A 24,819-nucleotide genomic window follows, 5' to 3' on the forward strand; every position below is an offset into this window, starting at 1 on the left:
TCCCGGGCCAAAACCCGGGCGGCGGAGGGCAGCCCGCCGAAACAGGGTAACACGAGGGACCATGCAGCGGATCACGATCGCGCTTGTCGCCAACAGGGCGACCGTCGCGCTTGTCGCCATCCTGGCGGCGACCTGCGCGGCAGACGCCGACACCAAGCTCAGCGCGCTCCTGCGGGGCCAGTCGAGCCTGTCGACGGACTATCGCGAACTCATCCGGCCGCCGGTGCCGGGCTCGCTCGCCGGCCAGCCCCGCCGGGTGTCGCGGCTCGAGACCAACGACGACGGCATCTTCGGCCTGCCGGTCTACGGCGGGTCGCCGGGGCTCTATCAGGACATGGCCCGCGCCGCCGCCCGCCGGCACAACGTGCCCGAGGACCTGTTCCTGCGGCTCGTGCGCACCGAATCGAACTTCCGTCCGGGGGCGAAGTCCGACAAGGGGGCGATCGGCCTCGCCCAGCTCATGCCGTACACCGCGACCCACCTCGGGGTGAATCCGCACGATCCGAAGGAAAACCTCGAGGGCGGCGCCCGATACCTGAGCCAGCAATACCAGCGCTTCGGCGACTGGCGCCTGGCGCTCGCGGCCTACAATGCCGGACCGGAGGCGGTGGCCCGCTACGGCGGCGTTCCGCCCTACGACGAGACCCAGCGCTACGTGAAGGCGATCCTCGGCCGGTGACCCCGGCCGGATCCGGGTCAGCCAAGCCCGGCGCCCTCCCGGGCCTTGGTATTCATACTGGCAGAAACCCTATCGGGCAGTCGCAGGGCCCCGCCAACAGGCGGGGAGAAGAAGACTCGCCGCGCAACGGCGCGGCTCCTGAGGGACGGGCCGCAACGGCGGCCTGTCACGTAGCGCCGGACGAGCGGGAGCCCCAAGGGCTCCCCGAGGCCGGCGCTCCCCCTCCGTGCACTTCACACCCGACGCCCGGCAGCTTCACAGATGCCCCTCGGCCTTCGCCCAGTCGAGCGTCGCGTCGAGCGACGGCCCGACCGCGGCAAAGATCTCGTCGAGTTCCGCCTCGGTGATGGTCATCGCCGGGCAGAACACGATGGAATCGACCACCGCCCGCGCGATGATCCCGCGCTCCCGCAGCTCGGACAGCATCTTCGCCCCGACCTCGCCCGGCGCCGCGAAGCCCGTGCGCCGGCCTTCGGGCGCCAGCTCGAGCGCCCCCATCAGGCCGAGCGAGCGCCCCTCGCCGACCAGCGGATGCCCCTCGAAGCTCTTCAGGTGCCCGGCGAAGCGCGGGCTCCGCGCCTGCACCACCCGCGGCATGTCGAGCCGCTCGTAGATCTCCAGCGCCTTCAGCGCCACCGCGCAGCCGACCGGGTGCCCGCCATAGGTGAAGCCGTGGCCGAACATGCCGATCCGGCCCGAGTTCGCCTCGATCGCCTCGGCCATCTCGCCGTTGATCGCAACCGCCGAGAGCGGCACGAATCCCGCAGTCAGCTGCTTCGCCATCGACAGCGACGTCGGCCGATACCCGACGGTCTCGGCGCCGAACCACTCGCCCGTCCGCCCGAATCCGCAGATCACCTCGTCGGAGATCGTCAGGATATCGTGCTTCTCCGCGATCGCCGACATCGCCGGGAAATAGCCCATCGGCGGCACGATCGCGCCGCCCGCCCCCATCACCGGCTCGGCAATGAAGGCCGCGATCGTCTCCGCGCCCTCGGCCTCGATCAGCGCCTCGAACTCGGCGGCGAGCCGGGCGACGAAGGCGTCCTCGCTCTCGCCCGCCTCCGCCTCCTTCCAGTAGTGCGGCGTCGAGAGATGCCGGATCCCCGGCATCGGCAGGTCGAAATCCGTGTGATTTCCCGTCAGCCCGGTCAGCGACGCGGTGGCAAGCGTCGTGCCGTGATACGCCTTCTTCCGGCTGATGAAGGTCTTCTTCCGCGGCCGCCCGAGCGCGTTGTTCATGTACCAGGCGAGCTTGATCTGCGTGTCGTTCGCTTCCGACCCGCTCGACTGGAAGAACACCCGCGCCATCTGGCCGGGCACCATCGCCTTGAGCTTCTCGCCGAGCTCGATCGCCGTCTCGTGGCTCTTCGCGGAAAACAGATGATAGTACGGCAGCTTCTCGAGCTGCGCCCGCGCCGCCTCGACCAGTTCGGCGTTGCCGAAGCCAAGCCCGGCGCACCAGAGGCCGGACATCGCCTCGATATAGCTTCGGCCCGACTGGTCGAAGACCCGCACGCCCTCGCCCCGTTCGATGATCTGCGCGCCGTGCGCGCGAAGCGCCACCGCATCGGTATAGGGATGCAGCAATGCTTCGGCGTCGCGCACCTGGAAGTTGCTGAGCGGCTGGCTCATCCATTCCTCCTCGGGCCCTGGGAAGCCCGAGGAGTCGCACATGTTCGGCAGAGCGTCAATCTTGCCCGCGCGGCCGCCGGCCTGAAACAAACGGTCTTCCAGCGCCACGGAATGCGGCTAAAGTGGCAGTCACAAAATCTTGGGGAGGCCATTTGATGCTAGCAACCCGATCGCTCGCAGCGATCCTCGCCGGGGCGTCCATCGTCAGCATGGTGGCGACAGTCGCAGGCGCGGTGAATATCAATCTCGTCTCGGGCGCCGTGGGCGCCGACATCGCGGTCTACCAGGAGCTGGTAAAGCCCTGGGAGGAGAAGACCGGCAACAAGGTGACGTTCGTCCCGATGCCGTCGTCCACCACCGACCAGTTCGCCCAGTACAAGCTCTGGCTTGCGGCCGGCAACAAGGACATCGACGTCTATCTCGTCGATGTGATCTGGGCCCCGCAGCTGTCGGAGCAGTTCCTCGACCTCACCCAGGCGTTCGCGCCGGTGGCGAACGATCATTTCCCGTCGATCGTCGCGTCGCAGACCGTCAATGGCAAGCTCATCGCCGCGCCGTTCTTCACCGACGCGCCGGCGCTCTATTACCGCAAGGACCTGCTCGACAAGTACGGCGAGAAGGTGCCGGAAACCTGGGACGAGCTGTCCGCCACGGCCAAGAAGATCCAGGACGGCGAGCGCGCCGCCGGCTCCAAGGACATCTGGGGCTATGTCTGGCAGGGCGCGGCCTACGAGGGCCTCACCTGCAATGGCCTCGAATGGATCGCCTCGAACGGCGGCGGCCACATCGTCGAGGCCGATGGCGAGATCTCGGTCAACAACGAGAACGCGGCCAAGGCGCTCGAGATGGCGGCGGGCTGGGTGAACACGATCTCCCCCGGGGGCGTGCTCAGCTACACCGAGGAGGAGAGCCGCGGCGTCTGGCAGACCGGCAATGCCGTCTTCATGCGCAACTGGCCCTATGCCTACGCGCTCGGCAACGGCGGTGACAGCCCGATCAAGGGCAAGTTCGACGTGGCGCCCCTGCCCTCCGGCGGCGGCGACAACAAGTCGGCCGCGACGCTCGGCGGCTGGAACCTCGCGGTGTCGAAGTACTCGCCGAACGCCGAGGTGGCGACCGACCTCGTGCTCTACATGACCGGCGCCGAGTTCCAGAAAGGCAACGCCATCAAGGCGAGCCACCTGCCGACCATCCAGTCGCTCTACGACGACAAGGACATCGCCGCGGCCCAGCCGCTCATCCCGCACTGGAAGGGTATCTTCCTCAATGCCGTGCCGCGGCCGTCGGCGGCGACCAAGGTCAAGTACAACGAGGTCTCGAACAAGTTCTGGACCGCGACGCATGAGGTGCTCGCAGGCACGAGCACCGCGCAGGACAGCCTCGAGGTGCTCGAGGCCGACCTGCAGGACCTGAAGGGCGACGGCTGGTAAGCACCTCTCACGGGCGGCGCGGGGACGCCGCCCGGAACTCGATCGCCAACGGCCCCGGTCGCGGAGCGCCGCCGGGGCCTGTTTGACATAACCGAAAACGGGGGGAGAGCGGCCATGGCGACGACGACGGCCGATCGGCCGGATCTGCAGGCGGCGAAGCCCGCCCGGCGATCCGAGCTGCAGGCGGAACGGGTGCGCGCGGCGCGGCTGTTCCTCCTGCCAATGCTGGTGGCGCTGGCGCTGGTGGCGGCATGGCCGCTGTTGCGCACCATCTATTTCAGCTTCACCGACACATCGCTCTCCAACCTCGCCGAAGGCAAGTGGGTGGGCTTCGGCAACTACCTGTCGATCCGCACGCTGAGCTCCGGCAAGACGATCTACCGCGGCGTGCTGGTCGATCCGGCCTGGTGGAACGCGGTGTGGAACACCTTCCGCTTCGCCTTCATCTCGGTGTCGATCGAGACGGTGCTCGGCCTGCTGGTGGCGCTGGTGCTCAACGCCGAGTTCCACGGCCGCGCCCTCGTCCGGGCCGCGATCCTGATCCCGTGGGCGATCCCGACCATCGTGTCGGCCAAGCTCTGGGCGTGGCTCTTCAACGACCAGTTCGGCATGGTGAACGACATGCTGATGAGCCTCGGGCTCATCGACCACAAGATCGCCTGGACGGCCGACGTCTCCACCGCGATGTACGCGGTGCTGATCGTCGACATCTGGAAGACGACGCCGTTCATGGCGCTGCTCTGCCTCGCCGGCCTGCAGATGATCCCGCGCGACATGTACGAAGCCGCGAAGATCGACGGCATCCACCCGATCAAGGTGTTCTTCCGCGTGACGCTGCCGCTGGTGAAGCCGGCGCTGATGGTCGCGGTGATCTTCCGCCTGCTCGACGCGCTCCGGATCTTCGATCTCATCTACGTGCTGACGCCGAACTCGTCGGCGACGAAGACGATGTCGGTGATCAGCCGCGAGAACCTGATCGACTTCGACAAGTTCGCCTACGGCTCGGCGCAATCGACGCTGCTGTTCCTCATCATCGCCGTCTCGGTCGTCCTCTACATCTGGCTCGGCCGCGTGGATCTGGGAGGGCAGAAGCAATGAATGCCGTCAAGACCGGCGCGTTCTATCTCGCCGTCGTCGTGATCGTCGTCGTAGCGGTCTTTCCGTTCTATTACGCGATCATCACCAGCTTCAAGACCGGCACCGCGCTCTTTGAAGTCAACTACTGGCCGCGTGAGTTCAACTTCCAGAACTACGTCAGCGTGATGCAGCAGGGCGACTTCCCGCGCAACATCCTGAACTCGGTGCTGGTCGCGACGCTCACCGTCGCGTTCGCGCTGTTCCTCGGCGTGACGGCCTCCTACGCCCTCGCCCGCGTCCAGTTCCGCGGGCGGACGCTGCTGCTGCTGACCATCCTCGGGGTGTCGATGTTCCCGCAGATCGCGGTGCTCGCCGGCCTTTTCGAGCTCATCCGCTTCCTCGGCATCTTCAACACGCCCTGGGCGCTGGTCCTCAGCTACACGATCTTCACCCTGCCGTTCACCGTCTGGGTGCTGACCACCTTCATGCGCGACTTGCCCGTGGAGATCGAGGAGGCGGCGATCGTCGACGGGGCGACCCCGTGGCAGATCATCTCCAAGGTCTTCCTGCCGCTGATGTGGCCGGCGCTGGTCACGACCGGCCTGCTGGCCTTCATCGGCGCGTGGAACGAGTTCCTGTTCGCGCTGACCTTCACGTCGTCGAACACCACTCGAACGGTGCCGGTGGCGATCGCGCTGCTGTCCGGCGCGACGCAGTATGAGACGCCGTGGGGCATCATCATGGCGGCGTCGGTCATCGTGACCGTGCCGCTCATCGTGCTGGTCCTGATCTTCCAGCGCAAGATTGTCGCGGGCCTGACGGCCGGCGGTGTCAAAGGCTAATTCCCGGGGGAATCGCGAATGGCGCAACTTCAGCTCAAGGACGTCCGCAAGTCCTACGGGTCGGTCCACGTCATCAAGGGGGTGGACCTCGAGATCCGAGACGGCGAGTTCATGGTGTTCGTCGGGCCCTCGGGCTGCGGCAAATCCACGCTGCTGCGGCTGATCGCCGGGCTCGAGGACATCACCTCCGGCGACATGCTCTTCGACGGCAAGCGGGTCAACGACCTCGCGCCGTCGAAGCGCGGCATCGCCATGGTGTTCCAGAGCTACGCGCTCTACCCGCACATGAAGGTCTACGACAACATGGCCTTCGGCCTGAAGCTCGCCAAGTCGGGTCCGGACGAGATCCGCCGGCGGGTCGAGAAGGCGGCGAAGATGCTGCACATCGACCACCTGCTCGACCGCCTGCCGAAGCAGCTTTCGGGCGGCCAGCGGCAGCGTGTGGCGATCGGCCGGGCCATCGTGCGCGACCCGAAAGTGTTCCTGTTCGACGAGCCGCTGTCGAACCTCGACGCGGCGCTGCGCGTGGCGACCCGGCTCGAGATCGCCAAGCTGCATCACGAGATGCAGAACGTGACGATGATCTACGTCACCCACGATCAGGTGGAGGCGATGACGCTCGCCGACCGGATCTGCGTGCTGCGCGACGGGCTGGTGATGCAGGTCGGCACCCCGACCGAACTCTACGAGCGGCCGAATTCGGTGTTCGTCGCCGGCTTCATCGGCAGCCCGAAGATGAACTTCGTCAACGGCCAGATCGCCCAGGGCTTCGACGCCCACACCATCGGCATCCGCTCCGAGCACATGGTGGTCGACAACGTCAGCCCGATCTGGCGCGGCGAGGTCGTCCACGCGGAAAACCTCGGCTCGGACAACTATCTCTTCGTCGACATCGGCTCCGAGGAGCCGATCCTGGTCCGGCAGGAAGGCAAGACCGCGATCCCGTGGGGCGCGAACATCGGCGTCCGGCCGCTGGTCGAGAACCTGCACCGCTTCGACGAGAAGGGCACCCCGATCCGCTGAGGGCCGGTCGCGCCGTTGGCCTCGATGCCCGCGGCGCGACGTACCCCCCGGGGGCCGCCAGTGAGCGCGCTCGGGGCGCCGCCGGGCGGCATGAAAGGGCCCCCCTCGCCCTCCGAGTGACCCCGCACCTCTTCGATCCCCAGCCGCACTCTCCCCCCAGCCGCACTCTCCCCCCGGTCGCACCGTCGGACTGACGGCGAGCGACAGGGCGGACGCAGCGCCAGCAATCCGGGCGCATGGCTTTCGATCCAACGCGCGAGCAGCTACGGTCCGGGCCATGGTCGGACGCATCATCGAGACGGACGACGACGTGGCCGAGGGGGCGGCGCATCTGGCCGCTGCCGAGCCGCGCTTTGCCCGGGCGCTGGCGCTGACCGGGCCGTTGCCGCTGCGCCGGCGCGAAGACGGCTTTGCCACGCTGTTTTCGGCGATCGTCAGCCAGCAGGTCTCGACGGCGGCGGCGGGCGCGATCTGGGACAGGCTGATCGCGATGGAGGCGCACACGCCCGAGGGGATTTCCGCCGCCACCGACGAGGCGTTGCGGGCCGCCGGGCTGTCGCGCCAGAAGATCGCCTATGGCCGGGCGATCGCGGCCGCGGGTCTCGACTTCCCCGCGCTGCGCGATCTGCCGGATGCCGAGGTCGTCGCAGAGCTGGTGCGGATCAAGGGCATCGGCGTGTGGACAGCGGAAATCTACGTGATGTTCTCGCTCGGTCGGGCCGACGTCTTCGCGCCCGGGGACCTCGCCTTGCAGGAGGCGGCGGCGCGGCTGTTCGAGCTGCCGGCCCGTCCGCGCGAGGGCGAACTGCGCGCGATGGCCGAGGCCTGGTCGCCGTGGCGCTCGGTCGCCGCGCGGCTGCTCTGGGCCTACTACCGGGTCAGCGCGGGGCGTGAAGGCATCCGCTGAGCCGGAGCGCCAGCAGGCCGAGCACCAGCAGGGGCACCAGCACCGCCGCAGCGAGACTGAGGTGATGCCAGATCCACGGCACGAAGGCGTGGGCGTCGCGGCCGAGGCGCCACGCGAGGGTACACCAGAGCCCGACCCAGAGCGCCGCGCCGAGCGCGTTTGCCGCGAGGAAGCGCGGCCAGGCCATGCCGGTGGTGCCGGCAACGATGCCGTTGAGCTGCCGCAGCAGCACGACGAAGCGGGCGGCCACCACCATGAGCGGCCCCCAGCGTCGCGCGACGGCCTCGACCCGATCGAAGGCGGCGTCGGTCACGCCGAACCGGCTGCCATAGCGCACCACGGTGCGGCGGCCGAGCTTGCGGCCGATCAGGAAGCCGATGTTGTCGCCGAGCACAGCGCCGGCGAAGGCCGCGACCGCGACTGCGCGGATGTCGAGTTCGCCCCGGCTGGCCGCAGCGGAGGCGGCGATCACCGCGCTCTCGCCCGGCACCGGCGCGCCCAGGCTCTCGAGGGTCAGCGTGACGAAGAGCGCCGGCGCGCCCAGCTGCGAGACGAGATGTTCGACGGTCGCGACGATGCTCATCGGCGGCTCCGGTGGCTCGAGGGCGGGCCAGCATAGCGCGGCAGGGGCCCGGCCGGGAGGCCGGTTGCGGCGCGGGGGGTTTCCGCCTACCACCGCCGGTGACGCATTGCGGGAGCCGACCGATGACCACCCCCCTGACCGGGCCGGAGCGCCCTGCCCTCTCTGGCACCGCCGACAGCCTCGTCGTGTTCCTTCACGGCTATGGCGCGGACGGGGCGGACCTGATCGGCCTCGCCGATCCGCTGGCGCCGCATCTGCCGGCGACGGCCTTCCGCGCGCCGAACGCGCCCGAGCCGTCGAGCGCGAACCCGATGGGCTATCAGTGGTTCCCGATCCCCTGGCTCGACGGCACGCCGGAGGACGTGGCCCGGGCCGCGGCGGCGCGCTCGTATCGCCTGCTCGACGACTGGCTCGACGCGCTGCCGGCGGCGACCGGGATCGGGCCGGAGCGCACGGTGCTGGTCGGCTTCAGCCAGGGCACGATGATGGCGCTGCACGTCGGGCTGCGCCGCAGCGCGCCGCTCGCGGGGATCGTCGGCTTTTCCGGCCGGCTGCTCGATCCCGAGGCGCTGCCGGGCGAGATCGCCTCGCGGCCGCCGGTGCTGCTGATCCACGGCGACGCGGATCCGGTCGTGCCGTTCGAGAGCCTGGGCCACGCCGAGGCCGCGCTCACCGCGGCGGGTGTCGAGACGCTCACCCACGTCTCTCGCGGCGCGGGGCACGGGATCGCGCCGGACGGGCTGACGCTGGCGCTGCGCTTCATCCGGGCGAGATTCGGCCTCGACTGAGGCCGGTTGTCGGCACGGAGCCGATGGCCGGCGGGAGGCCGGCCATCGGCGCCGGTTCAGTGGCGCTGGACGTCCGCCGGGACCAGTTCGGCGGCAGCCTCGGGCGCGGGGATCTGCGCGACCTCGGGCTCGACAGCTGCCGGCTCGGTGACTTCAGGCTCGGAGACGGCGGACGCGGCGACCGCGGGCTCGGCCACGGGCAGCGGCGGGATCGCCTCGGCCATCGGGCTCGGCGTGACCTCGGCCACGGCGGCGACGGCGGCCTGGGCGACCTCGGCGCTGTCCTGCACGGTCTCGATCACCCGCTGATTGCAGATACCGGCGAGCGTACCGAAGTTGTCGGAGTACTGCTTTACGGTGCGCTCGAAGTGGCGCCCCCAGATCGCCACGCGATCCTGCAGGTTCGGAGTCTGCACCAGATCGCGCAGGGTGCTGCGGTTCTCTTCCATCCGGGTCGTGGCAAAGCGGAATCCCTCCACGCACAGCCGCTCGAGCCGCTCGAAGGCCTGGCGCTGCGCCGCCGCGGCCATCCGCAGGCCATCGCGGGTTTCCGCGGCCTCGGCAACGGCAGTCGTGGACGTGGCGCCAGCAGACACGGCAGCGGCCGGGCTCTGCTTACGGGCGGCGGCGGGCTTTCGGCGGGATGTCTGGGCGGTCATGTCGCTCTCCTTTTGCGGCAGAGAGGCCGGGGCGCCTCCCCGCGCCCGCCGGCCCTCTGGGGGATTCGGCAGCGCCCGCGGTATGGCGGGCACAGCTACCTACGGCAAGGCGGTGCACTGCCGCAAGGCACAGCCGCAGGTAGAGTCTCCGCCAGCCGCTCGCCTCAGGCAGGACCCGCCGCGGCATAGATCATGTCGATCAGCCGCTGGTTGCCGCGCGACATTTCCAGCGGGCAGGCGTAGGGCACGCCGTCGAGCAGGCTGGCGTTGAACGCGTCGATCTGCGCCCGATACTGGTCGGATCGCGGGAAGCGCTCGAACACGGTGCGCGCGTCGGCGGACCGCAGTTCGATCACCGGATCGCCGTAGGCGCCGGCGTTGAACGGCGCATGAACCGAGAGCCATCCCTCGTCCCCGTGGAACGTCATGATCTGCCGCGGCGCGAGGCGCATGGAGACATAGAAGTCCAGGGTGAACCCGGGGAAGTCGACCACCGCCCGCGCGGTGGCGTCGATGCCGCCGTCCCAGTCGATGCGGGCGTAGGGCACGGCGGTGGGCTCCGCGCCGCTGACGAAGCGGGTGGAGATCGCGGGATAGACTCCGATGTCCCGCAGCGCGCCGCCGCCAAGCTCCGGCATGTTGCGGATGTTCGCCGGATCGGGATTGTAGAAGCTGAAGGCGCCCTGCACGGCGGTCAGCCGCCCGATGGCGCCTTCCGCCACCAGCTCCCGGGCCCGGATCCACTGCGGATGGTGCGTGACCATGAACGCCTCGGCCGCGAGGAGGCCGGTCTCGTCGCGCAGCGCGATCAGGCCGTCGATTTCCTCGGCCCGGAGCGCGATCGGCTTCTCGCAGAGCACGGGCTTGCCCGCCTCGAGGCACTTGCGGGTCCAGGCGACATGCGCGTCGTTCGGCAGCGGGATGTAGATCGCATCCACCTCCGGGTCGGCGAGCAGCGCGTCGTAGTCGTCGTGGAGGCGCACCCCGGCGCCATAGGGCGCCGCAAGGGCGGCGGCCTTGCCCGGGGTGCGGCTCGCCACGGCCGCCAGTTCGCCCCGGTCGCTCATGTGGATGCCGGGCACCACCCATTCGCGCGCGATCTTGCCGGCGCCGAGGATTCCCCAGCGCACGCGGTTCCCGTTCCCATGGACGTTGGTCATGCGAGCCTCCCCCTCGATCTGTTTGGGCCGCACCCTAGGATCTGTCCCGGGCCGAGGCAACGCCGGCGACCGTGCGTTGAAACGGCTTGACCTCGGGTGCGGGAAAACCTAAGGCAACCCTCGCTGAAGGGGTGTAGCTCAGTCGGTAGAGCATCGGTCTCCAAAACCGAGGGTCGTAGGTTCGAAGTCCTATCGCCCCTGCCAGCGGAAGCGGCGGCGCACTCAGGCCCGCCGCGTCGCCCCCTCCTTCGCCCGCCGCGACAACCGGAGCCCGCTCAGCAGCGCGGCCGCGAGTCCGAGGCCCGTGGCGATCGCGAGCCCGACAGGCTCGGCCCGGGCCGGCGCCAGATGGAAGACCAGCGCCACGATCGAGGCCCCCACCGTCATCCCGAGCAGCCGCGCCGTAGCGAGCATGCCGCTCGCGGCGCCCGCACGGGTCCGCGGCGCGGCGGCGAGCATCGTGCGGTTGTTGGGCGCCTGGAAGAACCCGAAGCCGAAGCCGCAGAGCGCCATCCGCCAGGCGATGCCGGCCGCGCCCATCTCCGGCCCCGCCAGCGTCAGGAGCGCGAGCCCGGCCGCGAGCAGCAGCATCCCGAAGGCCCCGAGCACCCCGGCAGATGCCCTGTCCGACAGCCGGCCGGCGATCGGCGCGGCGAGGCCGAGCGCCACCGGCCAGGGCGTCATCAGCAGGCCGGTCGACACCTGGTCGAGGCCGAGCACCTGCTGGAAGTAGAAGGGCAGCGCCACGAAGGCGATGGTGAAGGCCGCGAAGGCACAGACCGACGCGCTGACCGAGAGCGCGAAGACTCCGTTGCGGAACAGGTCGACCGGGATGAGCGGCGCGGGGTCGCGGCGGCTGCGCCGGACGAGGAACACTCCGGCGGCGATCGCCACGGCGATGCCGATCGCCGCCGGCAGCGCCCCGCCACCGCGGGTGAAGGTGTCGGCGCCGATGAAGAACAGCCCGAGCATCATCGCGCTCAGCACCGCGCTTGCCCAGTCGAACGGCCGCGCCAGCTGTTCCGAGCGCGGCAGGTAGCGGAGCGCCAGCCACAGGTTCAGCGCGCCGAACGGCACGTTGACCGCGAAGAGCCACGGCCAGTTGCCGACCGCGAGGATGCCCGCGGCGAGCGACGGCGCGACCGCCGCCGACAGCGAGACGACGAGGCCGTTGAAGCCGACGCCGCGGCCGAGCTGCGAGTCCGGATAGATGTGGCGGACCAGCGCGCCGTTGACGCTCATGATCGCGGCGCCCCCCATCCCCTGCACCACCCGCGCGGCGACGAGGAGCGGCAGGCTGTGGGACAGCGCGCAGGCGAGCGAGCCGAGGGTGAAGAGCGCGATGCCCCAGCGATAGACCCGCCGGTAGCCGACCCGCTCCCCTAACGAGGCGAGCGGCATCAGCAGCGCGACGATGACGAGCTGATAGGCGTTGATGACCCAGACCCCGGCCGAGGGGGTGGTGCCAAGCTCGGCGACGATGCTCGGCAGCGCCACGTTCACCACCGTGCCGTCGAGCACCGCCATGGCGATGCCGATGGCGATGGCGCCGACCGCGAAATGCCGCTGGGGCAGCGGCAGGCCGTCGGGGTGGATTTCGTCCGGCACGGCGATGGGCGCCCTCTCGCTGCGTCTCTGGCCTATAGACTGGATGAACAGCGGGCGGTGGCAAGGGCCGGCCTGAAGGCTCTCCCCGGCCCCCGCGCTTGGCACTTGCAAAGCCGCAGCCACTGGCCTAGGTGCAGGCACCGCCGAGGATAGAGAGACCCATGGCCCGCACCAACCCCCTGCAGTTCATCCAGCAGGTCCGCGCCGAGACGGCGAAGATCGTCTGGCCGACGCGGCGCGAGACCATGCTGACCACGGTCATGGTGATGGTCATGGCGTCGATCTTCGCCATCTTCTTCTTCACCGTCGACGTGCTGATCCGGTTCGGCCTCGAGGCTGTGCTCCGCATGGCGAGCTGACGGCCCGCCGGACAGCAAATCCGTCCTTTCAAATCCGCGTTGGCGCACTGACCGCACTGGCGTGAGCCTTTGGTGGCGGTCGAATGCCTCCATCGGAAGTTCTGCACCAGGCGCGCAGGTGGACGGCACCGGGGACGCGACGCGGACATCGCGACGGATCGGCGGCGGCAAGGTCCGCTCCGGCCGGCCCGGACGAGATCGCCCCTTGAACCCCCGGTCGGGCCGGCGTATGTGCGCGCTTCCCGACAAGACCGCGGCGGGCGACGATTCGGTCGCGCGTCGCTTTTTGATTGCGCCGCAGGCGCGCGCCAGAGACTGAGCCGGCGGACACCGCCGCGGAGAACTGAGGTAACGGACGACATGGCGATGCGCTGGTATTCGGTAAGCGTGCTGTCGAACTTCGAGGAGAAGGTCGCCGAGGCCATCCGCGAGGCGGCAGCGCAGCACCATCTGGACGACGAGATCGTCGAGGTCATCGTCCCGACCGAGGACGTCATCGAAATCCGCCGCGGCAAGAAGGTGCAGACCAAGAAGCGGTTCATGCCCGGCTACGTGCTGGTCAAGATGGAGATGTCCGACCGGACCTATCACACGGTCACCTCGATCAACCGCGTGACGGGATTCCTCGGCCCGCAGGGCAAGCCGACGCCCATGAAGGACGACGAGGTCGCCCGCATCCAGAACCAGGTGGTCGAGGGCAAGGAGCGTCCGCGCTCGATCATCACCTTCCAGACCGGCGAGCAGGTCAACGTGACCGACGGTCCGTTCGAGGGCTTCTCCGGCATGGTCGAGGAAGTCGACCAGGGCAACAGCCGGCTCAAGGTGTCGGTGTCGATCTTCGGCCGGGCGACCCCGGTCGAGCTGGAATTCACCCAGGTCGCCAAGGCGAGCTGAGTGCGCACGGTGGGAGGCGAGGCCGGCGCGCCGGTCGAACCGCACCACCCCATGTAGCGCCCCGAGGTCGCGACCGACGGGCATGGAAGCAAGGAGGCCATCATGGCCAAGAAGGTAGCGGGGCAGCTCAAGCTGCAGGTTGCCGCCGGCAAGGCGAACCCCTCTCCGCCCGTCGGGCCGGCGCTGGGTCAGCGCGGCATCAACATCATGGAATTCTGCAAGGCGTTCAACGCGCGCACGCAGGAGATGGAGGTCGGCCAGCCGACCCCGGTCATCATCACCTACTACACCGACAAGTCCTTCACGATGGAGATCAAGACGCCGCCGGCGTCGTTCTACCTGAAGAAGGCGGCGGGCCTGAAGTCGGCGTCGAAGACGCCGGGCAAGGGCGCGAGCGCGGGGTCGGTGACGCTGGCGCAGCTGCGCGAGATCGCCGAAGCCAAGATGAAGGACCTGAACGCCAACGACGTCGACGCCGCGATGCAGATCATCGCCGGCTCCGCGCGCTCGATGGGCATCGAGGTGAAGGGGTAAGGCGATGGCGAAGATCGGAAAGCGCACCACCGCCGCCCGCAAGGCGTTCGACGGCAAGGCCGACCTCACCGTCCCGCAGGCGGTCGAGCTCATCAAGGCGAATGCCTCGGCCAAGTTCGACGAGACCCTCGAGATCGCGATGAACCTCGGCGTCGACCCGCGCCATGCCGACCAGATGGTCCGCGGCGTGGTCAATCTGCCGAACGGCACGGGCAAGGTCGTCCGCGTCGCCGTTTTCGCGCGCGGCGCGAAGGCGGACGAGGCGCAGGCCGCCGGTGCCGACATCGTCGGCGCGGAAGACCTGATGGAGACGATCCAGGGCGGCAAGATCGAATTCGATCGCTGCATCGCCACGCCGGACATGATGCCGATCGTCGGGCGCCTCGGCAAGATCCTCGGGCCGCGCAACCTGATGCCGAACCCCAAGGTCGGCACGGTGACGATGGACGTGGCCAACGCCGTGAAGAACGCCAAGGGCGGCGAGGTCCAGTTCAAGGTCGAGAAGGCCGGCGTGATCCACGGCGGCGTCGGCAAGGCGAGCTTCGCCCCCGAGGCGCTGGTCGAGAACGTGAAGGCCTTCGTGCAGGCGGTGAACCGGGCGAAGCCGAGCGGCGCCAAGGGCACGTACCTGAAGAAGATCTCGCTCAGCTCCACCATGGGCCCGGGCGTGACCGTCGACGTGTCGAACGCGGTCGGCGAGTAAGAGATTCCCCCCGGGCGACCGGGGGGATGTTCCGGGAGGGCAACCTTCCGAACTGTCCGAGACGGTGGGTGGGGGGAAACCTCGGAAATCCTGCCTGAGACGGGGAACGATCAGGATCCATCGGAGGCAACCCCTCCGGGCGATGTTGGCGGGACCCGGGTTAAGGACCCCGACGCCGGGAAAACCCGGCGAAACCTGAGCCGGTGCCGGAGGGGGCAGCCCCGATGGCGCCAAACTTGGAGCAATACCGTGGATAGAGGCCAGAAAGAGGTCGTGGTCGCCGAGCTCGGCCAGATCTTTGCTGACTCTGGTGTCGTCGTGGTCGCGCACTACGAGGGCATGTCGGTTGCAGAGATGACGGATTTCCGTCTCCGGCTGAAGCAGGCCGGGGGTGGCGTCCGCGTCGCCAAGAACAAGCTCGCCAAGATCGCCCTGATGGGAACTCCCGCTGAAAAGATGGGAGACCTCCTCAAGGGCATGACGGTGATCGCCTATTCCGAAGACCCCGTCGCCGCGGCCAAGGCCGTCGACGAATTCTCCAAGACCAGCAAGAAGCTTGTTGTGCTTGGCGGGGCCATGGGGGCGACGCCGCTCGACGAGGCCGGTGTGAAGGCCGTGGCACAGATGCCGTCGCGCGAGGAGCTTATCGCTTCCGTCGTGGCCTGCATCGGCGCCCCGGCCGGCAACCTGGTCGCGGCGATCGGCGCTCCGGCATCGAACATCGCGGCGATCCTCACCACCCTCGAGGAGCGTGAGGCGGCTTGACGCAACCCGACAGACCCGCGTGGGGCAAGGCCCTTGTCACACCGGACCTGACACCTTATGTGATGGAACCTGAAAATGGCTGACCTGAAGAAGCTGGCGGAAGAGATCGTGGGGCTCACCCTCCTCGAGGCCGCCGAACTGAAGAAGATCCTGAAGGACGAGTACGGCATCGAGCCCGCTGCGGGCGGTGCCGTGATGATGGCTGCCGGTCCGGCGGCTGGCGCTCCGGCCGAAGCGGCCGAGGAGCAGACCGAGTTCGACGTCATCCTGAAGTCGGCCGGCGCCCAGAAGATCAACGTCATCAAGGAAGTCCGCGCCATCACCGGCCTGGGCCTCAAGGAGGCGAAGGACCTGGTCGAGGCTGGCGGCAAGGCCGTCAAGGAAGGCGTGTCCAAGGCCGAGGCCGAGGACATCCAGAAGAAGCTCGTCGCCGCTGGCGCGGAAGTCGAGCTGAAGTGATCTCGGCAGGCGCCTTCGGGCGTCCCTGACCAGAAAACGGGCTGGAGCCGCGGCGACGCGGGTCCAGCCATCATGCGTCTCTGGGGGCACCTGCGTGCGGGTGTCGGCAAAGACGCAGGGTGGTCCGGGTGTGCGATGTGGGAAGTCGCACAAGCATAGGGCCGTCGCGTCCGGCACAGCCGAGGCATCCGTCCCCACCGGATGGCTCGCATGCAACGAGGTTCGAGCATGGCTCAGCGGTATTCAGGTCACAAGCGCATTCGGCGATTCTACGGCAAGATCCGCGAGGTCGCGGAAATGCCGAACCTCATCGAGGTTCAGAAGTCGAGCTATGACCTGTTTCTCGCGTCCGGCGACGGCCCGGAGCCCCGCGACGGCGAGGGGCTGAAGGGGACGTTCCAGTCGGTCTTTCCGATCAAGGACTTCAACGAGACCGCCGTTCTCGAATTCGTGAAGTACGAGCTCGAATACCCGAAGTACGACGTGCAGGAATGCATGCAGCGCGACATGACCTATGCCGCGCCGCTCAAGGTCACGCTGCGCCTGATCGTCTTCGAGGTCGACGAGGAGACCGGCTCCCGCTCCGTCAAGGACATCAAGGAGCAGGACGTCTACATGGGCGACATGCCCCTGATGACGCCGCACGGCACCTTTGTCGTCAACGGCACCGAGCGGGTCATCGTCAGCCAGATGCACCGCTCTCCGGGCGTGTTCTTCGACCACGACAAGGGCAAGACCCATTCCTCGGGCAAGCTGCTCTTCACCTCGCGCGTGATCCCCTACCGCGGGTCCTGGCTCGACTTCGAGTTCGACGCCAAGGACATCGTCTATGCCCGCATCGACCGGCGCCGCAAGCTGCCGGTGACGACGCTGCTCTATGCCCTCGGCATGGATCAGGACGCCATCATGGCGGCCTACTACGACACCGTGACCTACCGTCGCGAGGGCAACGGCTGGGCCACCCGCTTCTTCCCGGAGCGGATGCGCGGCTCGAAGCCGAGCTATGACCTGATCGACGCCGCTTCGGGCGAGGTGATCGCGCCGGCCGGCAAGAAGGTCACGCCGCGCATGGTCAAGGAGTGGCAGGAGAAGGGCGACATCGCCGAGGTGCTGGTGCCCTTCGACGCCATCGTCGGCCGCTTCGCCGCGCGCGACATCATCAACGAGGATACCGGCCTGATCTGGGCCGAGGCGGGCGACGAGCTGACCTGGGACATCGACACCAAGAGCGGCGACGTCACCGGCGGCGTGCTGAAGGTGCTGCTCGACAACGGCGTCACCGAGATCCCGACCCTCGACGTCGACAACATCACCGTGGGTGCGTACATCCGCAACACGATGCAGGTCGACAAGAACATGAACCGCGACCAGGCGCTCATGGACATCTACCGCGTCATGCGCCCGGGCGAGCCGCCGACGGTCGAGGCCGCCGACGTCATGTTCCAGAGCCTGTTCTTCGATCCCGAGCGCTACGACCTCTCGGCCGTCGGCCGCGTGAAGATGAACATGCGCCTCGACCTCGACGCCGAGGACACCGTCCGCACGCTCCGCAACGCCGACATCATCGCCTGCATCAAGGCGCTGGTCGACCTGCGCGACGGCCGCGGCGAGATCGACGACATCGACCATCTCGGCAACCGGCGCGTGCGTTCGGTGGGCGAGCTGATGGAGAACCAGTATCGCGTCGGCCTGCTCCGCATGGAGCGCGCGATCCGCGAGCGCATGTCCTCCGTCGAGATCGACACGGTGATGCCGCAGGATCTCATCAACGCCAAGCCCGCGGCGGCGGCGGTGCGCGAGTTCTTCGGCTCGTCGCAGCTCAGCCAGTTCATGGACCAGACCAACCCGCTCTCCGAGGTGACGCACAAGCGCCGCCTGTCGGCGCTCGGGCCGGGCGGTCTGACCCGTGAGCGTGCGGGCTTCGAGGTCCGCGACGTTCACCCGACCCACTACGGCCGCATGTGCCCGATCGAGACGCCGGAAGGCCCGAACATCGGTCTCATCAACTCGCTCGCCAGCTTCGCGCGGGTGAACAAGTACGGCTTCATCGAAACCCCGTATCGCCGGGTGAAGGACAGCACCGTCACCGACGAAGTCGTCTACATGTCGGCGACCGAGGAGATGCGGCACACCGTCGCGCAGGCGAACGCCGATCTCGACGAGACCGGGCGCTTCACCAACGACCTCGTGTCGACCCGCAAGGCCGGCGACTTCATGCTGAACCCGCCGCAGAACGTCGACCTGATCGACGTCTCGCCGAAGCAGCTCGTTTCCGTCGCCGCCTCGCTGATCCCGTTCCTCGAGAACGACGACGCGAACCGCGCGCTGATGGGCTCGAACATGCAGCGGCAGGCGGTGCCCCTGCTCCGGGCCGAGGCGCCGTTCGTCGGCACCGGCATCGAGGAGATCGTGGCCCGCGATTCCGGCGCCGCGCACACCGCCAAGCGCGCGGGCGTGGTCGACCAGGTCGACGCGATGCGCATCGTCATCCGGGCCACCGAGGACGTGGCGCCGGGCGATCCGGGCGTCGACATCTACCGCCTGCGCAAGTTCCAGCGCTCGAACCAGAACACCTGCATCAACCAGCGCCCGCTGGTGAAGGTGGGCGACACCGTGGGCAAGGGCGAGTTCATCGCCGACGGCCCGTCGACGGATCTGGGCGAGCTGGCGCTCGGCAAGAACGTGCTGGTCGCGTTCATGCCGTGGAACGGCTACAACTACGAGGACTCGATCCTCATCTCCGAGCGCGTGGCCAAGGACGACGTCTTCACCTCGATCCACATCGAGGAGTTCGAGGTCGCCGCCCGCGACACCAAGCTCGGGCCGGAGGAGATCACGCGCGACATCCCGAACGTTGGCGAGGAGGCCCTGCGCAACCTCGACGAGGCGGGCATCGTCTATATCGGTGCCGAGGTCGGGCCGGCGGACATTCTCGTGGGCAAGATCACGCCCAAGGGCGAAAGCCCGATGACGCCGGAGGAGAAGCTGCTCCGCGCCATCTTCGGCGAAAAGGCGTCCGACGTGCGCGACACCTCGCTGCGGCTGCCGCCGGGCGACTATGGCACGGTCGTCGAGGTGCGGGTGTTCAACCGGCACGGCGTCGACAAGGACGAGCGCGCGCTGCAGATCGAGCGCGAGGAAGTCGAGCGTCACAGCCGCGACCGCGACGACGAGCTCGCCATCCTCGAGCGCAACATCTACGCCCGCCTGAAGAGCCTGATCCTCGGCAAGACCGCGGTGAAGGGCCCGAAGGGCATCAAGGCCGGCTCCGAGATCAGCGAGGAGCTGCTCGGCACGCTCAGCCGCGGCCAGTGGTGGCAGCTCGCGCTCGGCGACGATGCCGACGCGCAGGCGCAGGAGGCGCTGCACGGCCAGTTCGAGATCCAGAAGAAGGCTCTCGAGCGGCGGTTCGAGGACAAGGTGGAGAAGGTGCGCCGCGGCGACGACCTGCCGCCGGGCGTGATGAAGATGGTCAAGGTCTTCATCGCGGTGAAGCGCAAGCTGCAGCCCGGCGACAAGATGGCCGGCCGTCACGGCAACAAGGGCGTCGTCTCCCGCGTGGTGCCGGAGGAAGACATGCCGTTCCTCGCCGACGGCACGCCGGTCGATCTCGTGCTGAACCCGCTGGGCGTGCCGAGCCGCATGAACGTCGGGCAGATCCTCGAGACGCACATGGGCTGGGCCGCGCGCGGCCTCGGCAAGGCCGTGGACGCCGGCATCCAGGAGTACAAGCACAAGGGTGACATGACGCCGCTCAAGGAGGCGATGAAGATCGCCTACGGCGAGGACGTCTACAACGAGGCCATCGCCGACCTGCCGGAGGAGCAGTTCCTCGAGGCGGCGGGCAACGTCACCCGCGGCGTGCCGATCGCGACCCCGGTCTTCGACGGCGCCAAGGAAGCGGACGTGAACGACGCGCTGGAGCGCGCGGGCTTCGACACCTCGGGCCAGTCCGTGGTGTTCGACGGCCGCACCGGCGAGCAGTTCGCCCGTCCCGTGACCGTCGGCGTGAAGTACCTCCTGAAGCTGCACCACCTCGTGGACGACAAGATCCACGCGCGGAGCACGGGGCCGTACTCCCTCGTCACCCAGCAGCCGCTGGGCGGCAAGGCGCAGTTCGGCGGCCAGCGGTTCGGCGAGATGGAGGTGTGGGCGCTCGAAGCCTACGGCGCCGCCTACACGCTGCAGGAGATGCTGACGGTGAAGTCGGACGACGTGGCCGGCCGGACCAAGGTCTACGAGTCGATCGTCAAGGGCGAGGACAACTTCGAGGCCGGCGTGCCGGAATCGTTCAACGTTCTCGTCAAGGAGATCCGCTCGCTCGGGCTGAATATCGAGCTTCTGGACTCGGAAGCGGAGTGAGGGCGGCCGCCGCCCCCACTTTCCCGCAACACGGATAAGGATTCGAGATGAATCAGGAACTTACCAACCCGTTCCAGCCAGTCGCCCCCGTCCGCACGTTCGACGAGATCAAGATCTCGCTGGCGTCGCCCGAGCGTATCCTCAGCTGGTCCTACGGCGAGATCAAGAAGCCGGAAACCATCAACTACCGCACGTTCAAGCCGGAGCGTGACGGCCTGTTCTGCGCGCGCATCTTCGGGCCGATCAAGGACTACGAGTGCCTGTGCGGCAAGTACAAGCGCATGAAGTATCGCGGCGTCGTCTGCGAGAAGTGCGGCGTCGAGGTGACGCTCCAGAAGGTCCGGCGCGAGCGCATGGGCCACATCGAGCTGGCCTCGCCGGTGGCCCACATCTGGTTCCTGAAGAGCCTGCCGAGCCGCATCGGCCTGATGCTCGACATGACGCTGCGCGACCTCGAGCGCATCCTCTACTTCGAGCAGTACGTCGTCATCGAGCCGGGTCTGACCGACCTGAAGCAGAACCAGATGATGACCGAGGAAGAGTACCTCGACGCGCAGGACCGCTTCGGCGAGGACGCCTTCCGTGCCGGCATCGGTGCGGAAGCGATCCGCGAGATGCTGGCGGCGATCGACCTCGACCAGGAAGCCGAGCAGCTGCGCGCCGACCTCGCCGAGGCGACCGGCGAGCTGAAGCCGAAGAAGATCATCAAGCGGCTGAAGCTGGTGGAATCCTTCCGCGAGTCCGGCAACCGTCCCGAGTGGATGGTGCTGACGGTGATCCCGGTCATCCCGCCCGAGCTGCGCCCGCTGGTGCCGCTGGACGGCGGCCGCTTCGCGACCTCGGACCTGAACGACCTCTACCGCCGCGTCATCAACCGCAACAACCGCCTGAAGCGGCTGATCGAGCTGCGCGCGCCCGACATCATCATCCGCAACGAGAAGCGGATGTTGCAGGAATCGGTCGATGCGCTCTTCGACAACGGCCGTCGCGGCCGGGTCATCACCGGCACCAACAAGCGGCCGCTGAAGTCGCTCTCGGACATGCTGAAGGGCAAGCAGGGCCGGTTCCGCCAGAACCTGCTTGGCAAGCGCGTGGACTTCTCCGGCCGCTCGGTCATCGTGACCGGCCCGGAGCTGAAGCTGCACCAGTGCGGCCTGCCGAAGAAGATGGCGCTCGAACTGTTCAAGCCGTTCATCTATTCGCGTCTCGACGCCAAGGGGCTTTCCAGCACCGTCAAGCAGGCGAAGAAGCTCGTCGAGAAGGAGCGCCCGGAGGTCTGGGACATCCTCGACGAGGTGATCCGCGAGCATCCGGTGCTGCTGAACCGCGCGCCGACGCTGCACCGCCTCGGCATTCAGGCGTTCGAGCCCGTGCTGATCGAGGGCAAGGCGATCCAGCTGCACCCGCTGGTCTGCTCGGCCTTCAACGCCGACTTCGATGGCGACCAGATGGCCGTGCACGTTCCCCTCTCGCTGGAAGCCCAGCTCGAGGCGCGCGTCCTGATGATGTCGACGAACAACGTTCTGTCGCCCGCGAACGGCAAGCCGATCATCGTGCCGTCGCAGGACATGATCCTCGGGCTCTACTACCTGTCGATCCAGCGCGACGGGCAGCCGGGCGAGGGCATGGTCTTCGGCTCGATCGAGGAAGTCGACCACGCGCTGCACGCCGGCGTCGTCAACCTGCACACGAAGATCACCGCCCGGATCGAGCAGATCGACGAGAACGGCGAGTCGATCACCAAGCGGTTCGAGACGACCCCCGGCCGCCTGCGGCTCGGACAGCTCCTGCCGAAGAACTTCAAGACGCCGTTCGACATCGTGAACCGCCTGCTTCGCAAGAAGGAGGTCGGCGAGGTCATCGACACCGTCTACCGCTACTGCGGCCAGAAGGAGTCGGTGATCTTCTGCGACCAGATCATGGGTCTCGGCTTCACCGAGGCGTTCAAGGCCGGCATCTCGTTCGGCAAGGACGACATGGTGATCCCGGAAGAGAAGTGGCCCATCGTCGAGGAAACCCGGAGCCTCGTGAAGGACTTCGAGCAGCAGTACATGGACGGCCTCATCACCTCCGGTGAGAAGTACAACAAGGTCGTCGATGCCTGGTCGAAGTGCAACGACCGGGTGACGGACGCGATGATGAAGGCCATCTCCGCCACCCGGCGGGACGAGGCCGGCGCCGAGCAGGAGCCGAACTCGGTCTACATGATGGCCCATTCCGGCGCCCGCGGCTCGGTCACGCAGATGAAGCAGCTCGGCGGCATGCGCGGCCTGATGGCCAAGCCCTCGGGCGAGATCATCGAGACGCCGATCGTGTCGAACTTCAAGGAAGGCCTGACCGTGCTCGAGTACTTCAACTCGACCCACGGTGCGCGGAAGGGCCTGTCGGACACGGCCCTGAAGACGGCGAACTCGGGTTACCTGACCCGTCGTCTGGTGGACGTGGCGCAGGACTGCATCGTCAAGATCGACGACTGCGGCACGGAAAAGTCGATCACGGCGCGGGCGGCGATCGCCGACGGCGAGGTCGTGTCCTCGCTCGCCGAGCGCATCCTCGGCCGCGTCGCGGCGGAGGACGTGCTCGACCCGAAGACCGGCGAAGTGATCTTCCGGGCGAACGACCTGATCGACGAGCGCGACGCCGACCGTATCGAGGCGTCGGGCGTGCTGGAGATGCAGATCCGCTCGCCGCTCACCTGCGAGGCCGACGACGGCATCTGCGCCCAGTGCTACGGGCGCGATCTGGCGCGCGGCACCAAGGTGAACCCGGGCGAGGCGGTCGGCATCATCGCGGCCCAGTCGATCGGCGAGCCGGGCACCCAGCTCACCATGCGCACCTTCCACATCGGCGGGATCGCGCAGGGCGGCAGCCAGAGCTTCCTCGAGTCGAGCCAGGCCGGCAAGGTCGAGTTCCGCAGCGCCAGCCTGCTCACCAACCTCGAGGGCGAGCAGATCGCGATGGCGCGCAACATGGAGATCGCCATCGTCGACGAGAACGGCGTGGAGCGGATGGTCTCCAAGCTCGGCTACGGCACCAAGCTGCTGGTGAAGGAGGGCGCGGAGGTGAAGCGCGGCGACAAGCTTGCCGAGTGGGACCCCTACACCCTGCCGATCATCGCCGAGAAGGCGGGCGTCGCGAAGTTCGTCGATCTCATCCCGGGCCTGTCGGTCCGCGAGGAGATGGACGATGCCACCGGCATCAGCCAGAAGATCGTCTCCGACTGGCGCGCCGCGCCGCGCAGCAACGACCTCAAGCCCGAGGTCATCGTCATGGATCCCGAGACCGGCGAGCCGGTTCGCCTCGCGAACGGCAACCCGGAGGTCCATGCCATGTCGGTCGACGCGATCCTCTCGGTCGAGGACGGCCAGCACGTCAGCCCCGGCGACGTCATCGCGCGTATCCCGCGTGAAGGCGCGAAGACCAAGGACATCACCGGCGGTCTGCCGCGGGTGGCCGAACTCTTCGAGGCGCGGCGACCCAAGGACCACGCGATCATCGCCGAGATCTCCGGCCGGGTGAAGTTCGGCAAGGACTTCAAGAACAAGCGCCGGATCATCATCGAGCCCAACGAAGAGGGCTTCGAGGCGGTCGAGTACATGGTGCCGAAGGGCAAGCACATCCCCGTGCAGGAAGGCGACCTCATCCAGAAGGGCGAGTACATCATGGACGGCAACCCTGCCCCCCATGACATCCTTGCCATCATGGGCGTCGAGGCGCTGGCCGACTACCTGATCGAGGAGGTGCAGGAGGTCTATCGCCTGCAGGGCGTGAAGATCAACGACAAGCACATCGAGGTGATCGTCCGCCAGATGCTGCAGAAGTGGGAGATCGCGGAGTCCGGCGGCACCACGCTGCTGAAGGGCGAGCAGGTCGACAAGCAGGAGTTCGACGAGGAGAACGAGAAGGCGATCGCCGCCGGCCGCGAACCGGCCAAGGGCGCCCCGATCCTGCTCGGCATCACCAAGGCGAGCCTGCAGACCCGCTCGTTCATCTCCGCCGCCTCCTTCCAGGAGACGACGCGGGTGCTGACCGAGGCGGCGACGCAGGGCAAGCGCGACAAGCTCGTCGGGCTGAAGGAGAACGTCATCGTCGGCCGGCTCATCCCCGCCGGTACGGGCGGCGCGACCCACACGATCAAGAAGATCGCGACCGACCGCGACGCGGCGATCATCGCCGACCGCCGCGAGGAAGCGATGGACGCGCTGGCAATCGACGAAATCGCCGAGCCCATGGGCTTCGACGTCGAGTAATCGCGATCCGGAATACCGAGGGCCCGCCGATTCCGATCGGCGGGCCCTCGGCTTTTCACGGTCACATTCTGCGATGCTGCACCGGCCGGCCGGAGCCGCGTT

General features: G+C 68.1%; 20 protein-coding genes and 1 tRNA gene. 16 read left to right on the top strand and 5 right to left on the bottom strand.

All coding sequences use genetic code 11. The features are described from left to right. The first annotated feature begins 61 nt into the window (after positions 1–61). Complete coding sequence (locus QM699_RS12235) at positions 62–679, top strand: lytic transglycosylase domain-containing protein (protein ID WP_415011378.1); 618 nt, start codon at positions 62–64, stop codon at positions 677–679. A gap of 255 nt (positions 680–934) precedes the next feature. Here QM699_RS12235 and QM699_RS12240 read toward each other — a convergent pair whose 3' ends face one another. After that, the gene (locus QM699_RS12240; protein WP_415011379.1) at positions 935–2,314 is read right to left on the bottom strand and encodes an aminotransferase; all 1,380 of its coding nucleotides are present in this window, start codon (positions 2,312–2,314) and stop codon (positions 935–937) included. A gap of 155 nt (positions 2,315–2,469) precedes the next feature. On the opposite strand from QM699_RS12240, the gene QM699_RS12245 reads away from it, so the two are divergent. From QM699_RS12245 to QM699_RS12265, 5 genes are all read left to right on the top strand, one after another. Continuing rightward, complete coding sequence (locus tag QM699_RS12245) at positions 2,470–3,744, top strand: ABC transporter substrate-binding protein (protein WP_415011380.1); 1,275 nt, start codon at positions 2,470–2,472, stop codon at positions 3,742–3,744. Between the two features lie 114 nt (positions 3,745–3,858). Beyond that, positions 3,859–4,842: a carbohydrate ABC transporter permease gene (locus QM699_RS12250; RefSeq protein ID WP_415011381.1), complete on the top strand. Its 984-nt coding sequence runs from the start codon at positions 3,859–3,861 to the stop codon at positions 4,840–4,842. Further along, positions 4,839–5,663 carry a carbohydrate ABC transporter permease gene (locus QM699_RS12255; protein WP_415011382.1) on the top strand — a complete coding sequence of 275 codons (825 nt, stop codon included), beginning with the start codon at positions 4,839–4,841 and terminating at the stop codon, positions 5,661–5,663. Before QM699_RS12250 ends, QM699_RS12255 begins: the two co-directional genes overlap by 4 nt. A gap of 18 nt (positions 5,664–5,681) precedes the next feature. Beyond that, complete coding sequence (locus tag QM699_RS12260; protein ID WP_415011383.1) at positions 5,682–6,686, top strand: ABC transporter ATP-binding protein; 1,005 nt, start codon at positions 5,682–5,684, stop codon at positions 6,684–6,686. 277 nt (positions 6,687–6,963) lie between these two features. Then, complete coding sequence (locus QM699_RS12265) at positions 6,964–7,593, top strand: DNA-3-methyladenine glycosylase family protein (RefSeq protein ID WP_415011384.1); 630 nt, start codon at positions 6,964–6,966, stop codon at positions 7,591–7,593. On the opposite strand, the gene QM699_RS12270 is transcribed toward QM699_RS12265, so the two are convergent. After that, the gene (locus QM699_RS12270) at positions 7,565–8,176 is read right to left on the bottom strand and encodes a DedA family protein (protein ID WP_415011385.1); all 612 of its coding nucleotides are present in this window, start codon (positions 8,174–8,176) and stop codon (positions 7,565–7,567) included. The two genes, QM699_RS12265 and QM699_RS12270, sit on opposite strands and share 29 nt — an antisense overlap. Before the next feature lie 122 nt (positions 8,177–8,298). On the opposite strand from QM699_RS12270, the gene QM699_RS12275 reads away from it, so the two are divergent. Beyond that, complete coding sequence (locus tag QM699_RS12275; RefSeq protein WP_415011386.1) at positions 8,299–8,964, top strand: alpha/beta hydrolase; 666 nt, start codon at positions 8,299–8,301, stop codon at positions 8,962–8,964. Between the two features lie 56 nt (positions 8,965–9,020). On the opposite strand, the gene QM699_RS12280 is transcribed toward QM699_RS12275, so the two are convergent. Both QM699_RS12280 and QM699_RS12285 read right to left on the bottom strand, forming a co-directional pair. After that, entirely contained in the window at positions 9,021–9,623 is a 603-nt protein-coding gene (locus QM699_RS12280; protein WP_415011387.1) for a phasin family protein, read from the bottom strand. A 164-nt stretch (positions 9,624–9,787) separates the two neighbouring features. Then, complete coding sequence (locus tag QM699_RS12285) at positions 9,788–10,783, bottom strand: Gfo/Idh/MocA family protein (RefSeq protein WP_415011388.1); 996 nt, start codon at positions 10,781–10,783, stop codon at positions 9,788–9,790. Positions 10,784–10,910: 127 nt separating this feature from the next. Between QM699_RS12285 and QM699_RS12290 the strand changes: the two genes are divergently transcribed. After that, positions 10,911–10,987: transfer RNA gene (locus QM699_RS12290), tRNA-Trp, on the top strand. An 18-nt stretch (positions 10,988–11,005) separates the two neighbouring features. Here QM699_RS12290 and QM699_RS12295 read toward each other — a convergent pair. Continuing rightward, positions 11,006–12,391, bottom strand: a complete 1,386-nt coding sequence (locus QM699_RS12295) for an MFS transporter (RefSeq protein ID WP_415011389.1) — start codon at positions 12,389–12,391, stop codon at positions 11,006–11,008. A 161-nt stretch (positions 12,392–12,552) separates the two neighbouring features. Here QM699_RS12295 and secE point away from each other — a divergent pair, with 161 nt between their 5' ends. The 8 genes from secE (at position 12,553) to rpoC (ending at position 24,717) form a co-directional block, all read left to right on the top strand. Continuing rightward, a complete protein-coding gene (gene secE, locus QM699_RS12300; RefSeq protein WP_415011390.1) occupies positions 12,553–12,750 on the top strand; it encodes a preprotein translocase subunit SecE in 198 nt (65 codons plus the stop codon). A gap of 360 nt (positions 12,751–13,110) precedes the next feature. After that, positions 13,111–13,644 carry a transcription termination/antitermination protein NusG gene (gene nusG / locus QM699_RS12305; RefSeq protein WP_415011391.1) on the top strand — a complete coding sequence of 178 codons (534 nt, stop codon included), beginning with the start codon at positions 13,111–13,113 and terminating at the stop codon, positions 13,642–13,644. Positions 13,645–13,746: 102 nt separating this feature from the next. Then, entirely contained in the window at positions 13,747–14,178 is a 432-nt protein-coding gene (rplK, locus tag QM699_RS12310) for a 50S ribosomal protein L11 (RefSeq protein ID WP_415011392.1), read from the top strand. A gap of 4 nt (positions 14,179–14,182) precedes the next feature. Next, entirely contained in the window at positions 14,183–14,881 is a 699-nt protein-coding gene (rplA, locus tag QM699_RS12315) for a 50S ribosomal protein L1 (RefSeq protein WP_415011393.1), read from the top strand. Positions 14,882–15,130: 249 nt separating this feature from the next. Then, positions 15,131–15,646 (top strand): 50S ribosomal protein L10, encoded by a 516-nt coding sequence (gene rplJ, locus QM699_RS12320; protein WP_415011394.1) that lies wholly within the window; start codon positions 15,131–15,133, stop codon positions 15,644–15,646. Positions 15,647–15,721: 75 nt separating this feature from the next. Continuing rightward, positions 15,722–16,105, top strand: coding sequence for a 50S ribosomal protein L7/L12 (rplL, locus tag QM699_RS12325; protein WP_415011395.1), 384 nt, complete (start codon positions 15,722–15,724; stop codon positions 16,103–16,105). 228 nt (positions 16,106–16,333) lie between these two features. Then, a complete protein-coding gene (gene rpoB / locus QM699_RS12330; RefSeq protein ID WP_415011396.1) occupies positions 16,334–20,467 on the top strand; it encodes a DNA-directed RNA polymerase subunit beta in 4,134 nt (1,377 codons plus the stop codon). A gap of 47 nt (positions 20,468–20,514) precedes the next feature. After that, on the top strand, positions 20,515–24,717 hold the full coding sequence (gene rpoC, locus QM699_RS12335; protein ID WP_415011397.1) for a DNA-directed RNA polymerase subunit beta': 4,203 nt from the start codon (positions 20,515–20,517) through the stop codon (positions 24,715–24,717). The last annotated feature ends 102 nt before the right edge of the window (positions 24,718–24,819 follow it).

It is taken from the genome of Amaricoccus sp. (assembly GCF_047602525.1).
Classification (GTDB): Bacteria; Pseudomonadota; Alphaproteobacteria; order Rhodobacterales; family Rhodobacteraceae; genus Amaricoccus.

Excerpts from the sequence above, each read along its gene's own strand:
- QM699_RS12235 (WP_415011378.1), top strand. The coding sequence starts at position 62 with ATGCAGCGGATCACGATCGCGCTTGTCGCCAACAGGGCGACCGTCGCG.
- nusG (WP_415011391.1), top strand. The coding sequence starts at position 13,111 with ATGGCGATGCGCTGGTATTCGGTAAGCGTGCTGTCGAACTTCGAGGAG.
- QM699_RS12250 (WP_415011381.1), top strand. The coding sequence starts at position 3,859 with ATGGCGACGACGACGGCCGATCGGCCGGATCTGCAGGCGGCGAAGCCC.
- rplK (WP_415011392.1), top strand. The coding sequence starts at position 13,747 with ATGGCCAAGAAGGTAGCGGGGCAGCTCAAGCTGCAGGTTGCCGCCGGC.
- QM699_RS12260 (WP_415011383.1), top strand. The coding sequence starts at position 5,682 with ATGGCGCAACTTCAGCTCAAGGACGTCCGCAAGTCCTACGGGTCGGTC.
- QM699_RS12255 (WP_415011382.1), top strand. The coding sequence starts at position 4,839 with ATGAATGCCGTCAAGACCGGCGCGTTCTATCTCGCCGTCGTCGTGATC.
- rpoB (WP_415011396.1), top strand. The coding sequence starts at position 16,334 with ATGGCTCAGCGGTATTCAGGTCACAAGCGCATTCGGCGATTCTACGGC.
- QM699_RS12285 (WP_415011388.1), bottom strand. The coding sequence starts at position 10,783 with ATGACCAACGTCCATGGGAACGGGAACCGCGTGCGCTGGGGAATCCTC.
- QM699_RS12270 (WP_415011385.1), bottom strand. The coding sequence starts at position 8,176 with ATGAGCATCGTCGCGACCGTCGAACATCTCGTCTCGCAGCTGGGCGCG.
- rplL (WP_415011395.1), top strand. The coding sequence starts at position 15,722 with ATGGCTGACCTGAAGAAGCTGGCGGAAGAGATCGTGGGGCTCACCCTC.
- rplA (WP_415011393.1), top strand. The coding sequence starts at position 14,183 with ATGGCGAAGATCGGAAAGCGCACCACCGCCGCCCGCAAGGCGTTCGAC.
- rpoC (WP_415011397.1), top strand. The coding sequence starts at position 20,515 with ATGAATCAGGAACTTACCAACCCGTTCCAGCCAGTCGCCCCCGTCCGC.
- secE (WP_415011390.1), top strand. The coding sequence starts at position 12,553 with ATGGCCCGCACCAACCCCCTGCAGTTCATCCAGCAGGTCCGCGCCGAG.
- QM699_RS12245 (WP_415011380.1), top strand. The coding sequence starts at position 2,470 with ATGCTAGCAACCCGATCGCTCGCAGCGATCCTCGCCGGGGCGTCCATC.
- QM699_RS12280 (WP_415011387.1), bottom strand. The coding sequence starts at position 9,623 with ATGACCGCCCAGACATCCCGCCGAAAGCCCGCCGCCGCCCGTAAGCAG.
- QM699_RS12275 (WP_415011386.1), top strand. The coding sequence starts at position 8,299 with ATGACCACCCCCCTGACCGGGCCGGAGCGCCCTGCCCTCTCTGGCACC.
- QM699_RS12265 (WP_415011384.1), top strand. The coding sequence starts at position 6,964 with ATGGTCGGACGCATCATCGAGACGGACGACGACGTGGCCGAGGGGGCG.
- QM699_RS12240 (WP_415011379.1), bottom strand. The coding sequence starts at position 2,314 with ATGAGCCAGCCGCTCAGCAACTTCCAGGTGCGCGACGCCGAAGCATTG.